Origin of the sequence: Paenibacillus sp. FSL H8-0537 (assembly GCF_038051995.1) — a bacterium.
Taxonomy (GTDB): Bacteria; Bacillota; Bacilli; order Paenibacillales; family Paenibacillaceae; genus Pristimantibacillus.
In genome coordinates this window covers 5,521,838-5,536,134 of record NZ_CP150290.1, presented here as the reverse complement: position 1 = coordinate 5,536,134, position 14,297 = coordinate 5,521,838, and the positions used below count along the sequence as shown (strand labels likewise).

Annotated in this window: 10 protein-coding genes and 1 pseudogene; 8 read left to right on the top strand and 3 right to left on the bottom strand. The window is 50.8% G+C overall.

Features of this window, described 5'->3' with window-relative positions; genetic code table 11:
- Position 1: 1 nt before the first annotated feature.
- The 4 genes from MHB80_RS23420 (at position 2) to MHB80_RS23405 (ending at position 4,772) form a co-directional block, all read left to right on the top strand.
- Entirely contained in the window at positions 2-1,030 is a 1,029-nt protein-coding gene (locus tag MHB80_RS23420; RefSeq protein WP_341279244.1) for a helix-hairpin-helix domain-containing protein, read from the top strand.
- A 79-nt stretch (positions 1,031-1,109) separates the two neighbouring features.
- Positions 1,110-1,700, top strand: a complete 591-nt coding sequence (locus MHB80_RS23415) for a 4Fe-4S single cluster domain-containing protein (protein WP_341279243.1) — start codon at positions 1,110-1,112, stop codon at positions 1,698-1,700.
- A gap of 227 nt (positions 1,701-1,927) precedes the next feature.
- A complete protein-coding gene (locus MHB80_RS23410) occupies positions 1,928-3,583 on the top strand; it encodes a helix-turn-helix domain-containing protein (protein ID WP_341279242.1) in 1,656 nt (551 codons plus the stop codon).
- A 208-nt stretch (positions 3,584-3,791) separates the two neighbouring features.
- A complete protein-coding gene (locus tag MHB80_RS23405) occupies positions 3,792-4,772 on the top strand; it encodes an iron-hydroxamate ABC transporter substrate-binding protein (protein WP_341279241.1) in 981 nt (326 codons plus the stop codon).
- A 128-nt stretch (positions 4,773-4,900) separates the two neighbouring features.
- Here the strand turns inward: MHB80_RS23405 and MHB80_RS23400 are convergent.
- From MHB80_RS23400 to MHB80_RS23390, 3 genes and pseudogenes are all read right to left on the bottom strand, one after another.
- A pseudogene (locus MHB80_RS23400) lies at positions 4,901-5,497 on the bottom strand (alpha/beta hydrolase); the annotation flags it as partial.
- Positions 5,498-5,579: 82 nt separating this feature from the next.
- Entirely contained in the window at positions 5,580-5,783 is a 204-nt protein-coding gene (locus tag MHB80_RS23395) for a LuxR C-terminal-related transcriptional regulator (RefSeq protein WP_341279240.1), read from the bottom strand.
- Between the two features lie 15 nt (positions 5,784-5,798).
- Positions 5,799-6,518: a response regulator transcription factor gene (locus tag MHB80_RS23390; protein WP_341279239.1), complete on the bottom strand. Its 720-nt coding sequence runs from the start codon at positions 6,516-6,518 to the stop codon at positions 5,799-5,801.
- A 283-nt stretch (positions 6,519-6,801) separates the two neighbouring features.
- Here MHB80_RS23390 and MHB80_RS23385 point away from each other — a divergent pair, with 283 nt between their 5' ends.
- The 4 genes from MHB80_RS23385 (at position 6,802) to MHB80_RS23370 (ending at position 14,294) form a co-directional block, all read left to right on the top strand.
- Complete coding sequence (locus tag MHB80_RS23385; RefSeq protein ID WP_341279238.1) at positions 6,802-7,992, top strand: ABC transporter substrate-binding protein; 1,191 nt, start codon at positions 6,802-6,804, stop codon at positions 7,990-7,992.
- A 41-nt stretch (positions 7,993-8,033) separates the two neighbouring features.
- Positions 8,034-8,993, top strand: coding sequence for an NHLP bacteriocin system secretion protein (locus tag MHB80_RS23380; RefSeq protein WP_341279237.1), 960 nt, complete (start codon positions 8,034-8,036; stop codon positions 8,991-8,993).
- A 199-nt stretch (positions 8,994-9,192) separates the two neighbouring features.
- A complete protein-coding gene (locus MHB80_RS23375) occupies positions 9,193-11,349 on the top strand; it encodes an NHLP family bacteriocin export ABC transporter peptidase/permease/ATPase subunit (RefSeq protein WP_341279236.1) in 2,157 nt (718 codons plus the stop codon).
- Positions 11,350-11,375: 26 nt separating this feature from the next.
- The gene (locus MHB80_RS23370) at positions 11,376-14,294 is read left to right on the top strand and encodes an NHLP bacteriocin export ABC transporter permease/ATPase subunit (RefSeq protein WP_341279235.1); all 2,919 of its coding nucleotides are present in this window, start codon (positions 11,376-11,378) and stop codon (positions 14,292-14,294) included.
- The last annotated feature ends 3 nt before the right edge of the window (positions 14,295-14,297 follow it).

Below are 14,297 nucleotides of genomic sequence, written 5' to 3'. Positions count from 1 at the left end.
CATGGAGGTAATTAGCATTGAAGATTTGATCGATATTTGTGCAGAATACTCAGGGCCGTACTATTATGTAACGGAAATGATCCCTCCAAAAAAATTGAGAAATGCCCGAGTATATTTTCGGATTCCGGCTAATGAGACTGTGATTGCGCTTGCGGATACGACTATTTTTGGAAGCTGTAAAACAGGCTTTGCTATCGGAGTTAGTGGGGTATACTGGAAAAATGAGTGGCTCGTAAAATCTAGTCAATCGAGTTTAAGCTGGGAAGAGCTTATTCATAGCGATATTAAAAGAATAAGCACGGATGAATTGGAATTTCGCAAGGGAGTTAGTCTAGGTATATATGGCGTTGCAATAAATCTTCTTGCTCCTCTTTTGCAACAATTACAATCGTACTTTAGTGATGAATACGAAGATGAGAACGGGAACGAAAACGAGGTCGAGTCTTATTCCTTGCCAGGTAACGACGTGAATCACTCAACACACTTTGATCAAGAGGAGGTGTGGATGGTTGCTGTCGCTAATCAGCAGTACGGACCCTATAGCGCTCTCGAACTGAAAAATATAATAGAAGAAAAGCAGCTGCGGCTGTCTGAAACGTTTGTATGGAAGCAAGGGATGGAGCAGTGGGTGCCCGTATTGAAACATAAGGAGCTAGTTCATCTATTCGTCCCTGCTCGGATTGCTCCAATGACAAAAACGTTAACTCAAGCTCGAGCTTTGGATGTAGACAAAGAAGTAGCACAGGCGCTGGATACAGGTTCATTGTTAAATGGAAACGATGCCTCAGAATGTATCGATATCAATAGAGCGTCGATGGAGCAACTGCTTAATCTTCCAGCCATTGGCGTTGTAGGTGCGAAACGTATTATACAGGAACGAGAACGGAATGGCGGCTTTGAGAATGTAGAGCAATTAGGCCAACTGCTTGATTTAAAACCGCATCATGTTGAACATATACGTCCAATGGTCCTATTTCGCCCTTTGCAGCAACATACAAGCACAGGTGCGGGACGAATCGTGGATTATTAAAGGGAGGAGCAAGTGAAATGGCGAAGCTTGATTTGATGCAAAAGAAGCCTATCGCCGTTAGCCGCTTGGAGCAGCGCTAATGGTGCTGCGCGTGCATCGTTTTCTTCCCTCGACCGCTGTTGAAGGGCCCGGCATTCGTTCCTGCCTTCAAGTGCAAGGTTGCCCGATTCATTGCCCTGGCTGCGCCGTACCGTTCACATGGCCGGAAGACGGCGGTATGACGATGGAGGTTGAACAGCTGGCGGAGCAAATTTTAAATGGACCCGAAGTCGAGGGAATTACTTTTCTGGGTGGAGAGCCGTTCGAGCAGGCGGGCGATTTAGCGCGGCTTGCCCGTATTTTGCGGGCTTCCGGCTTGTCGGTGATGACGTTTACTGGTTATTTAGTGGAAAACTTACGGAGTGCAGGCAGGGCGGATTGGCTGGAGCTGCTTGCCGTTACCGACTTGCTCATTGACGGACCTTTCGTGCGGGAGCGTCTCGATACGAGCAGGCCGTGGGTTGGCTCGGCCAATCAACGCTACCATTTTCTCACTGATCGCTACAGCGACCTCAAAGAAAAATTAACGGACATTCCAAACCGTCTGGAAGTACGCATTACACCGGATGGCAGAGTGATGATTAACGGCTTGGCCGAGCTGAAGGATTTAAGGGCTTTATTGGATTTGTGAGCGACTTTGCAGCTGGCAAATGACAGTCGCTATTAATATGTGCAACCTCTTAACGCTTGGGCTCCCAAGCGTCTATTTGTGTTCAAAGGCATAAAAGCGGCTCCATGCAGCAACTCTTTTTCATCGTATTAATAAATTTTCAATGCTATAGCTATATTTTTATAATATCGGGATAATAGTGGTTAGCATAGGAAATATACAAATCGATCACATCGGGGGCTGCAAGGATGAATCATGTTGAGTCGGAATGGGCGGAGTCCCATTTTCCACTATATACGGCTGCCAGCATTCATTCGCTGTACAGCACTTCAAATATGCCTGTGTATAAAATACACGAGAACGCAGCCTCGCTTCTGGCGATTGCCAGCGGCAAAGGCACGCTCACAATGAATGATCAGACATATGAGCTGACGGAAGGCAGCATAATATTACTCCCTTCACAGAGCCATGCGGCTTTAGTTACTAGCGCGATGCAGCCGCTGCATGCATATAAGCTGGTAATTGGCACAATGGAGCAGCCGCGCTCTTTGCCTACAGGTGCCATCGTACGAAAAAGCGAGGTGGCTGGAGGCGGAAATAGCCTATTTATTCCTCATGCGCCGGCCATTGTCTCGCAAATGGAGGAGCTGTATGTCCATCGGCTGCCTGCACATGAGGCACGCCATATGCAAAATCAAATTCTTTTTCACCAAATATTGCTCTATCTGCTGGAGCAGCAGGACGCCAAATATATAGCGAGCGATAAACCGTCAATGGAGCGGAGCATCACTTATTTGGAAACCCATTTTAATGAAAAAATAACGCGGGAGCAGCTGGCCGCAATGGCTGGCGTCAGTCCGTCCCATTATTCGACCTTGTTTAAGCAGCTTAACGGCTTTTCTCCTAATGAATATTTGTCGCGGCTGCGAGTTCATCGTGCGAAGGAGCTGCTAATTAGCGGATCGGGCACGCTGCGGGAAATTGCGCTTAAGGTAGGCTACCATGATGAGTTTTATTTGAGCCGACGCTTCAAGCAGCAGACGGGCGCTGCTCCTTCAGGATACAGCCGCGGTTCCTTGCAGCATGTGGCGGTGCTGCTCCATCCCTACGCCAGCCATTTAATGCTGCTTGGGCTGGAGCCTGCTGTTACGATTACGGAAAGCAGCGAATATGTGAGCACCGCAAATATCCAGCCTCCGCAAACGATGCGGTTCATCCATGCCGAGAGCTCGCCTGAACAGGTAAAGTCGGTGCTGCTGGATGCCAATGTTGAGCTGATCATTGCAGCGAAGCAGCATTTGCAGCAGTACGGGTTGAGACCTGAACAGCTGCGGGCGATAGCTCCTGTTATAGAAATTTCGTGGATGGATATCGGGTGGAAGGAGCATTTGCGGCTTATTGCCCAAGCGGTGCAGCGGGAAAGTGTGGCCGAGCAGTGGCTGGAGACGTTTGAGCAGGAGGAGCGGGAAGCGCGTGCTCTCGTTCAGCAAAGCCCTGTCGCGAGCGAGATAGTCACGATATTGGTCATTAAGCCAGAGAGGCTGCTTGTTTATGGCGCACGGAATGTAGGATATGTCATCTATCAATCGCTCGGCCTGCGCCCACCAGCAAGAATAATGGAGGAAATGGATAAGCTGGGAGAGCAATTTCATTCCGTACCAATTGAGCTGACAGAGCTTGCGGATTATGCGGGTGATCGAATCGTAGTCATCGTGTTTCCAGATGAGAAGGGCTCGACGCTCCATGCACAGAGAACCTTCGAATCACCGTATTGGCTGGACCTTCCCGCAGTGAAGCAGAGGAAAGTACATATGCTCGGCAAGGACGAATGGGTGCCGTACAATCCGATTTCCATTCAGCTGCAGCTTGGACGTGCCGTAGCCCTATTTACGGGCAGCGAATAATCCAAGCGATTTTTCAAACAAAAAGGCATGGCTTGGTGCATAGGTGACCTCTATAATGATGAAAGCGAATGCGAATGATTTTCATAATCATAAGGTGAAACGGTCGTCGCCTCCTCAGGCGGAGCGGCGCGTTTCAGTCCGAGAAATATAGAGAAAGGATAGAAAATCATATACATTCCTATATTTTAAAAAGGGAGAGAGTCATCTTATGAAAAAGCTTTTTATACCGCTCATGCTTCTTATGGCGGTTGCACTTAGCGCCTGCGGCGGAAATCAAGCGGGCAATGCCGGGGCTGCCGGAAATGCCAGCAGCAACAGCACCAATACGAGTAATAGCAGTGCGTCAGCTGCCCCTTCTGCAGAGGCGGAGTCCGCCACCTTTACGTATCAATCCGAAAACGGTCCAGTTGAGGTGCCGACAAATCCGCAGCGCGTCGTCGTGCTGACGAGATTTTTGACGGGCAATGTGATGGCTCTGGGCGTGCCTTTGGTTGGTGCGGATGAAATGTCTAAGGCCAACCCGCGGTTTCAAGAACAGCTCAAGGACGTCGAAGCGGTATCCGAAGCAAGCGTAGAAAAAATTCTTGAGCTGCAGCCTGATTTGATTATCGGACTTTCGGATATTAAGAACATTGATAAGTTCAAGCAAATTGCACCTACGGTCACTTATACGTACAACAAGGTCGATTTCTTAACACAGCAGTTGGAAGTTGGGAAGCTGTTGAACAAAGAAAAGGAAGCGCATGCATGGGTCGATGATTTCTCGGCAAGAACGAAAAAAGCCGGCGAGCAGATTAGAGCGAAAATCGGCGACGATACGACGGTATCGGTTATCGAAACGTTCAATAAGCAGCTGTATGTGTATGGCTACAACTTTGGACGCGGCACGGAGCTACTCTATGGTGATCTGAAGCTCGGCATGCCGGAGAAGGTGAAGGAAGGTACGAAAACGGACGGTTATTTCGCCGTGTCGACAGAGGTGTTGAATGACTTTATGGGCGACTATGTCATTTTCAGCAAAGATGCGGATGAAGACAATTCGTTCCAGGATACGGCTGTATACAAAAGCGTCCCTGCTGTGGTCAACAACCGTGTTTATGAGGTGGATGCGAAAAGCTTTTATTTCAACGATCCGCTGAGCTTGGAATATCAGCTGGAATTTTTCCTGCAAAGCTTTCTCGGACAATAACGAGATCCTGTTGATGAGAGACCCTTTAGAAAAATAGAATAGCTTTAGCGCGAAAAGCCCTGCTTCATGTGGAAGTTGTCCACTGGAGCGGGGCTTTTGCTGCATTAATTTAAAGCCAAGCCAAATCCTTATAGCTTCATCCTCAGCACTTCCTCCACGATGATTGCGGGATCGGTGAACATGACCAGATGACCAGACTGAGGCGCTTCGACAAATCTGCCGCCCGGCAAGGAAGCTGCGGTTTCGCGATGGGCAGCTATAATAGCTGTCCTTATTTTTTGTTCCGATCGTATCGGCTTCGTTCCCGAAATGACGCAAACCTCCAAATCTCCAAGCGCTAAGGGCTTGGTTCGAAGTCTGGCCAAATCGTCCAAAAATGGCGTCAGCTCAGCAACCAGCGTGCTCGCAGCCGCAATCGTAAAGTCCTCCTTGCGATGATCCGCTGCTACATCGGCAGGCTGGACGCTGCCGGGGCGGCTGCCAAGCAGACGATATAGACCGAGCCGCGCCAATAGCGGAAAAAGCACCCGGCTCATCGCAAACCGTTTAGCCGCAGATTTGTCAAAATACATCGCACAATTTTCATCCGACTGGTCAACCAAAACAACCCCGCGTATGCGTGATGGGTTTGCCGCAGCTGCGGTGCGAACAATAAGGCCGCCCCAGCTGTGGCCCACGAGAATGAAGGGACCAGGGCCCAGCGCATCGAGCAACAGACCGAGATCCTCAGCAAGTCTGGATAACGTTCATGAAGACCTCCATATAGTGAATCGATTAGTTTGCTTATATTAGCTTGGATAAGCAGCATTAACTGAGCAGCTTCATCTCCTTCGCCTGAGCGACTGCTTTTGTACGCCGGTTGACCTTGAGCTTGGCGAAAATATTTTTCACATGTACCTTTACTGTGCTCAGGGCGATGATGAGATGATCGGCAATCTCTTTATTGGATAAGCCTGCGGCAAGCAGGGCGAGCACCTCCAGTTCGCGTTCCGTAAGCGGCTCAGCGATCATGTCCGGCAGCCCCGTTTAGTCTATGAATTCGGCAGGCTTGTCATTAAATTTATAGCCGACGCCGCGGATCGTGCGGATATAATGCGGCTTTGCCGGATTCTTCTCCAATTTTTTTCGCAAATTATAAATATGTACCATGACCGTATGGGTATCTCCCATATGGACATCATCCCAAAGCAGCGAAAAAAGCTGCTCGTTTTTGTATACCCGGTTTGGATTTTTAGCGAGATGAAACAGCAGCTTGAACTCCTTGGCCGATAGGGAAACGGGTTTGTTGTCCACAAGCACAAGGTGGGTGGCGGGATCAATAAGCAATTGATCAAATTTTAACGTTTTATCGGTTACCTCTTCGTGTTTATGCAGCAAATTGCTTCTTCGGATATGCGCCTTCACTCTGGCAATCAGCTCAATCGGACTAAACGGCTTCGAAATGAAGTCATCCCCTCCAAGGCCAAGCCCCAGCACTTTATCAATATCCTCGTCCTTGCAGCTGACGAACAAAATTGGCACATTGCTCGTTTTGCGAATTTCGCTGCAAATTTGAAAACCGTCCATGCCCGGCAGCAGCACATCCAGCAGCACCAGATCAGGAGCATGCTCCTGCGCCGCTTTAAGTGCATCGACGCCATTGTAGGCCGACAGCGTATGAAACCCTTCCCTTTTCAGAGACATAGTCAGCAATTCATTGATTTCTTGGTCATCATCCACTATTAAAATCGTATTTTTAGAAGACATAGGATAGCCATTCTCCTCTTGTATAGCTTGCTGTAAGAGAGCGAGTAGATTTCCCTTGTCTAGCAGCGGAATACCGTGCCGAAAGTCTCAAAAACGCTCTGCCTTAAGTATCGCATGTTCGCCAAAATAAGTCGATTGGATAAATCAGATTTTAAATGAAATTGAGGTTATCTTGACTTTGAATTGATGGTTTAACATTTTGGGCTATTTTATAATGTAGGGGCAGTAGGACTTGATAGGTATAAAGGTTTAGTAAGGTTTAGTTCTGAAGGGAGATAGCCTAGTGAATGTTATTGGGGGAATACGCCGGAAGGGGCTGCTATGGAAAATCGCACTGCTCGGAATCGCGCTGACGATAAGCGGATGCGCTTCGGCCTCGGGACCCGAGCAGGCTCGGGAACGGGCGCTTAGCAGCTCATCTGGCGAGGTGGTCATTGGAGCGGTATGGCCATTTGAGCAGCAGAACGATCAATTCCATGAAGGTCTTCAATTGGCGCTTGAGCAAATCAATCAGAAAGGCGTTCTGGGCGGGAAGAAAATCCAGCTGATGGAAATGGATGATGAAGCCTCTACGACCAAAGGCATGGCGATAGCACAGCAATTTGCCGATAATCCTGCTGTCAGTGCAGTCATCGGCCATCGTGGTTCTTCCGTCACGGTACCGGCATCACGCATTTATGCGCATGCGGGCATTGTGCTGCTGACGCCGGCATCGACATCACCGAAGCTGACTGATGTGAACAGCTCTTATATTTTCCGCAATATTCCTAATGATAATCAGCTTGGACAGGCGCTTGCCATGTATGCAGGAGGAACGAAGCACCGGAATATAGCGATTTATTATACGGATGACGAGTACGGAAGAGGACTGGCGAATGCGTTTGAAGATCAGGCATCCCAGTCGGGACTTCGCGTCATTGATCGTCTATCAGGCTATAAGGATACGGCTGATATTATGCGTATTGTTGATAAATGGAAAACGCTAGATAGCGATCTTATCATGGTAGCCACGAGGGCAAGCGAAGGAATCGCCTTCGTAAAAGCCATTCGCGCCGCTGGCATGACGATTCCCGTTATTGGCGGAGATGCTCTGGATTCAGCGGAATTTGCTCAAGCGGGCGAAGCGGTAGAAGGAACGATAGTCGCTTCGGTTTACCATGAGCTTGGAGCTTCCGAGGTTAATCAAAGCTTCCGGCAGCAGTATATCGACAAATATGGGAAGGAGCCGGGCAAATGGGCTGCGCAGGCTTACGATTCGCTGAGGCTGCTCGCTGACGGCATCGAGAAAGCAGGCTCCCGCAGTCCGCAAGCAATAGCTTCCGCATTGTCCGAGCTGAAGAACTGGGAAGGGGTTACGGGCCAGCATTCTTTCGATGCTCAGGGCGACGTCCAGGGAATGAGCATTGTCATGAAAAAGCTGGAGGCAGGAACCTTCAAGCGTCTGGATGAGGTGCTTATTCCGAATCCGTTGTAAGGTATGTGGCAACGTTAGGCTTCAACACTTGGGAGGTAGCGATGAATAATCATGTTTTTCGTAAAGTGGCGGTTGAGCGGCTGTCTTCTCCGGAGCAGCTCGACAATTTGGTTAGGGTAACCTCGCCTCGCGGCTGGCTTATGCTCACGGGTGTAGGCTTGCTCATTGTCGCCGCCTTGTATTGGGGGATCTTCGGCACGATGACCGTCAAAGCGGATGGACCGGGTGTACTCATTCGCCCAGGCGGACTGAAGACGGTTCATGCCTCCGCAGCAGGAGCGATATCCGATATTCGCGTTGTCGAAAATGATACGGTGACGCAGGGTGAGGTCATTGGCCGGATGGAGCAGCCTGAGCTGCTGGAGCAGATCAAGCAGACTAAGCTCGCCATAACGAACCTTGAAGGAGCGGCGGCTGAAGACAGGGCGGGCCGCGTAGCGGAGCTTAAAAGCCTGAAGCAGCAGCTCGAGCAGCAGCAGCTTGGCTATGAATACAGTACAAGAGTGATAAGCCAGTACACGGGCAAAGTGAAAGAGGTTTTGGTGAAAACTGGCAATTACATTGGGGATGGCTCCGATATTATCCGGCTGGAAACGTATGGCGTGCAGACGGATGAATTGATTGCTGTGCTGTATGTGCCGGTCAGTCAGGGCAGGCAGCTGCTTCCGGGCATGGAGGTACGCGTTTCGCCAGGCTCCATTAACCGCGAAGAGTTTGGCTCGCTGATTGGCCAGGTCGTCTCGGTATCCGAGTTTCCAGTAACGGTGCAAGGAATGATGTCTACGCTTGGTAATGAAGGTCTTGTACAGCAAATGGCATCGCAGGGCGTATCGCTGGAAATTCGCGTCAATCTCTCCCCTAACTCCGAGATGGCAAGTGGCTACAGTTGGACGACGGAGCAAGGTCCGCCCGTTCGGCTCAACAGCGGCATGATGGTCGATGGTTCCATCACTGTCAGCTCGCAGCGCCCGATCGCAACCGTTATTCCATATTTTAAATAATTAAGAAGGGCGCGGTGAAAAAGGCGTAGCGGAATGAAAAGGTTGAGCTGGAGAAACGCAAGTGCTCGCTTTTAGCCTTGAATTTACCCGTACAACACGGGTTTATTCATAGAAATTCAAGGCTAATGGCGATCGGAAGCTCTATCTTTTCATGCAGCGCAGCCCTTCTTCACCAAGCCTAGCGGAGGAGAGCGGATTCGTGGCCTCAAAAAGAGTAAAGACGCCAACCGTATTGCAAATGGAGGCCGTAGAATGCGGAGCGGCATCACTTGCTATCGTGCTCGGCTATTATAAAAGCTTCATTCCGCTTGAGGAGCTGCGGATTGCCTGCGGTGTCTCCCGGGATGGAAGCAAGGCCAGCAATGTGCTCAAGGCAGCACGCCAATACGGCATGGAAGCGAAAGGTTATCGCAAAAATCCGGAAGATCTAAAAACGATGGAATGGCCGCTGATCATCCATTGGAATTTCAATCATTTCCTTGTGCTGGAGGGCATCCATAACGATCGTGTTTTTTTGAATGATCCGGTCACGGGTCCCCGTGAAATCACATTCGAGGAGTTTGACCAATCCTTTACCGGCGTTGCCATTGCGATTAAGCCATCCCCTACGTATGTTCGTCAAGGGAAAGCGCCAAGTGTGCTTAGCTCGCTGTCCAGTCGCATTAAAGGGTCGGAAAAAGCGCTCATCTTCGCCATTCTGGCTGGATTGTTTCTCGTGCTGCCGGGATTGGTTATTCCGGTGTTCAGTAAAGTGTTTATCGATCAGGTGCTGCTGGGCAACTTGGAAAATTGGCTGTTTCCGCTGCTTATCGGAATGGGGCTGACCGCTTTGCTTCGGGCGTTTCTGACGTGGCTGCAGCGTTATTACTTGCTCAGGCTGGAAATGAAGCTTGCTCTAAGCTCATCCAGCCGTTTTTTCTGGCATGTGCTGCGGCTGCCGATAGAGTTTTTCTCCCAGCGGTTTAGCGGAGATATTGCCGCAAGGGTCGCCATTAACGACCGTGTCGCCCAATTGCTTTCCGGGCAGCTTGCTGTAGCAGCGCTCAACTGCGTCATGATCGTGTTTTATTTGCTGCTGATGCTGCAATACAGCATAGCGTTGACGGGCATCGCGGTTGGGGCCTCGCTGCTCAATCTTGTATTCATGCGGTTTATTACGCGCAAACGCAACGATCAAAATTTGCGTCTGCTGCAGGAGGCCGGCAAGATGCAGGGCGTGTCCATGAATGGGCTTCAAGTGATTGAGACGTTGAAATCGAACAGCTCCGAGGCGGATTTTTTTGTCAAATGGTCGGGCTATCAGGCGAAGCTGCTCAATTCTACCCAGCAATTCGGCGTATCGAACCAGTTTCTAATGGCCGTTCCCGCTTTGCTGACGAGTTTGAGCGCCGTTGCGATTTTATTTCTCGGCGGTTTTCAGGTTATGGATGGAGCGCTGACCATCGGCTCGCTGGTCGCCTTCCAAAGCCTTGCCGCAAGCTTCAGCCAGCCGGTCAACGAGATGGTTGCACTGGCCGGCTCTATTCAGGAAGCGGGAGGAAGCATGAAGCGGCTGGACGATGTGCTGCAATATCCGATTGATAGACAAATGCAGCAAAACCCAGAGCAGGCATCCGAATCAGAGGGCACGGCGAAGCTTTCGGGGCAAATTGAAATTAACAATTTGACGTATGGCTACAGCAAGCTGGAAGGCCCGCTGATTGACCGTTTTAATTTATCCATTCAGCCGGGCATGAAGGTCGCTCTCGTCGGAGGCTCCGGCAGTGGAAAATCGACGATTGCGAAGCTGATTGCCGGCATTTACGAGCCATGGGATGGTGATATCCGCTTCGACGGCTTGAAGCGCGATGAAATTTCCCGCAATCGGATGGGCAATTCGCTTGCCGTTGTCGATCAGGACATTGTGCTGCTGGAAGGAACGATCAAAGAAAATATTACATTTTGGGATTCTACGATACCAGAGACCGATGTTGTCAGGGCTGCGAAGGATGCGGTGATCCATGATCATATTGCGGAGCGCAGCGGCGGCTATGAGCATATGATTTCGGAAAATGGCGGCAATTTCAGCGGGGGTCAGCGCCAGCGTCTGGAAATTGCACGGGCGCTGGCTGGCAATCCATCGATTGTTATTTTGGATGAGGCGACAAGCGCGCTGGACCCGGCAACGGAGAAAAAGGTAGATGATAGTCTAAGACGCCGAGGCTTGACCTGTATTACGGTAGCCCACCGACTTAGCACCATTCGGGATGCGGATGAAATCGTTGTGCTGGAGCGTGGGAAAATCATTGAACGGGGCACGCATACTTCTCTCATGGAACGAAATGGCTATTATACCCGTCTCATTCAAAATCAGTAGACATGGTGCGAAAAGGAGGTGGAAAAGTGGCTGAAGCGGTACAATTCAACCTGCATTCATTTTTTGAAGGTTACGGTAGTTGTCATGAGGTGGAAGGCAACAGGCCGATTCTAGTAACCAATCAAAATGATGTATGGTATGTCGATTCCGGTTATGTGGATGTTTTCGCCGTGACCCTTGAGCTTGACAATGGCGTGGCAAAAAACAAGCGGCGCTATTTATTCAGTTTGGAGGAAGGGGCTCTCCTATTCGGCTTTGAGGATTATGCAGGAGTGGAGAGAGCAGGCTTGCTGCTGACGGCATCCGTGGGCACGAAGGTATCCCAATTGAACCGGGATGTATTTTTTAGCCGCAGGGAGGAATACGGGCTGAGCGACGAGAAGCTTGCCCCTCTGATTGATCAATGGGTAGGCTGCTGGTCTGCGGCGCTGAGTGTGCGAAATGCCCCGCCGGAGTTTGAGCTGCTGGAACAAAGCGAGCACCTTGAGCTGGCAGAAGGTCAAACCTGGCGGTCTCTGCAAACGCTCTGGGTGAAAATACGTGACGGCGTCGTCTACTGGGTATCCGAGCATCCGATTACAGCGGAGGAGCCCTATTACATACCGGTAACCTCCTCCAGTTGGCTGGAAACGAAGCAGGCTGCCGAGCTCGAATTGCGCAGCACGCTCCATTGGCTGCAAAATGATCAGCAGCTGCAAGGTTTATATGCATTTCATCAATTAATCGCCAGCCGATTGGCTGCCTTATTGACCAAGGAGCGGCTGCAGGAGCATGAACGCCTGCTCCGGCGGACGGAGCATGACGATTCGCTAATGGATCATGCGCTCAAGCGATTGCTTGCCGTTACAGGGCCGGAAGATCAGCGAGCTGCTGTTTTCCATTCAGCCGATCCGCTGTTTATGGCCTGCCGTGTCGTCGGCGAATATGCCAGCATCGTCATTAAGCCTGTAGGCAGAAAGCTTAAAAAGCATTCGCAGCGTTCGCCAATTCAGGAAATTGCCGAAGCTTCTGGCGTCCGCTCCCGCAAGGTTGTGCTCAAAGGGGAATGGTGGAAGGCGGACAATGGGCCGCTGGTCGCATTCATGGAGCTATCCCGCGAGCCTGTTGCCCTGATACCGGCTTCTGCTGGCTCCTACACATGGGAAAATCCGTTTAGCGGCGAAAAAGGTATCGTAAATGCCGAAATGGCGGCGGGCATTGAGCCGATGGCTCATATGTTTTATCGGACCTTTCCGGCTCGAGCGCTTGGCGTAAAGGATATTTTGCAGTTTGGCACGCATCATTCGATTCGGCGGGATCTCATCATGGTTCTGCTCATGGGAGCGGTAGCGGGCTTGCTCGGCATTATGCTGCCGGTTGCTACCGGTATTTTGGTAGATACGATTATTCCTGAATCGTATCGTGGGCCGCTCGTCCAGATGGCGCTGATTCTCGTCTCCGCCGTCGTGTCGATTGCCTTGTTCCGCCTAGCGGGATCGCTCGCCTCCATGCGAATGGAGGGCCGGGTAGAAAGCTCCGTTCAGGCGGCGATTTGGGATCGGCTGCTGAATTTGCCGGTGTCCTTTTTCCGCAACTATACGGCGGGCGATTTGGCTTCCAGAGCGAGCAGCATTAATACGATTAGGCAGCTATTATCAGGTGCGGTTCTAGGCTCGCTGCTGACGGGCGTATTTTCCATTTTTCAATATGCTTTGCTGTTCCGTTACAGTCCAAGTCTTGCTTTAGTGGCCGGAGGTCTTGTGCTCATTTCCATGTCGTTTACAGTCGGCATTGGCCTGCTGCAAATTCGTTACCAGCGCAGGCTGCTGGATATTCAGGGACGTATTTCCGGTACGGTGCTCCAGCTGCTGAACGGCATTAGCAAATTTCGCATGGCGGCGGCGGAAAACCGCGCTTTCTTCTTATGGGCAAGAGCATTTGCCGAGCAGAAGAAGTTGTCCTTCAAGGTCAGAATGCTGGATAACTACTCCAGCGTGTTTCAATCCTTTTTTCCCTTGGTCGCTTCCATGGTGCTGTTTTACTTGGTCGTTTCCAGCAATTCCGCGCTGTCAGCGGGACAATTTATCGCTTTCTTCTCCGCCTTCTCCAGCTTTCTAATGGCGATGCTGGCGATGGCTTCCGCGCTGCTGTCGGTCGTGCATATCGTGCCGCTGTATGAGCGGGCGAAACCGATTTTAAAGACGCTGCCTGAAATGCATGACCAGCTCGAAGATCCGGGCGAAGTGAGCGGGGCGATCGAAATTCGGCATATCCAGTTTCGCTACGCTGAGGATCAGCCGCTCGTGCTGAATGATCTGTCGATGAACATTAAAGCAGGGCAGTATGTCGCCTTCGTCGGCGCTTCTGGCTGCGGCAAGTCCACGCTTATGCGGCTATTGCTTGGTTTTGAGCAGCCTCAGAGCGGCTCGGTTTATTTTGATGGGCAGGATTTGCGCTCGCTTGATGTGGGGCTGCTGAGGAGCCAGTTTGGCGTCGTGTTGCAAAACAGCAAGCTGATGTCTGGCGATATTTTCACCAATATTATCGGCACCTCCGATTTGACGCTTCAGGATGCCTGGGAAGCAGCGGAGATGGCAGGCTTTGATGAGGATATCCGCAGCATGCCGATGGCGATGCATACGGTGATATCCGAAGGCGGCGGCACGCTTTCCGGCGGGCAGCGCCAGCGCCTAATGATTGCGAGAGCGATTGCCAAGCGGCCGAAAATTCTCTTTTTTGACGAAGCTACAAGCGCTCTGGATAACCGGACGCAAAGCATCGTCAGCCAAAGCTTGACCAAATTGCAGGTGACGAGGATTGTCATTGCCCATCGTTTAAGTACGATTACGCAGGCTGATCACATTTATGTGTTTGATAAGGGGCGGATTATTCAATCCGGCACCTATGAGGAGCTGCTGCAGCAGCATGGTCTGTTCGCGGAGCTTGCCAGCCGCCAATTGGCGTAACAA

Coding starts and splice junctions, on each gene's coding strand:
- MHB80_RS23395 (WP_341279240.1), bottom strand. CDS start 5,783: ATGATCGCTGAGCCGCTTACGGAACGCGAACTGGAGGTGCTCGCCCTG.
- MHB80_RS23420 (WP_341279244.1), top strand. CDS start 2: ATGGAGGTAATTAGCATTGAAGATTTGATCGATATTTGTGCAGAATAC.
- MHB80_RS23390 (WP_341279239.1), bottom strand. CDS start 6,518: ATGTCTTCTAAAAATACGATTTTAATAGTGGATGATGACCAAGAAATC.
- MHB80_RS23415 (WP_341279243.1), top strand. CDS start 1,110: ATGGTGCTGCGCGTGCATCGTTTTCTTCCCTCGACCGCTGTTGAAGGG.
- MHB80_RS23380 (WP_341279237.1), top strand. CDS start 8,034: ATGAATAATCATGTTTTTCGTAAAGTGGCGGTTGAGCGGCTGTCTTCT.
- MHB80_RS23405 (WP_341279241.1), top strand. CDS start 3,792: ATGAAAAAGCTTTTTATACCGCTCATGCTTCTTATGGCGGTTGCACTT.
- MHB80_RS23410 (WP_341279242.1), top strand. CDS start 1,928: ATGAATCATGTTGAGTCGGAATGGGCGGAGTCCCATTTTCCACTATAT.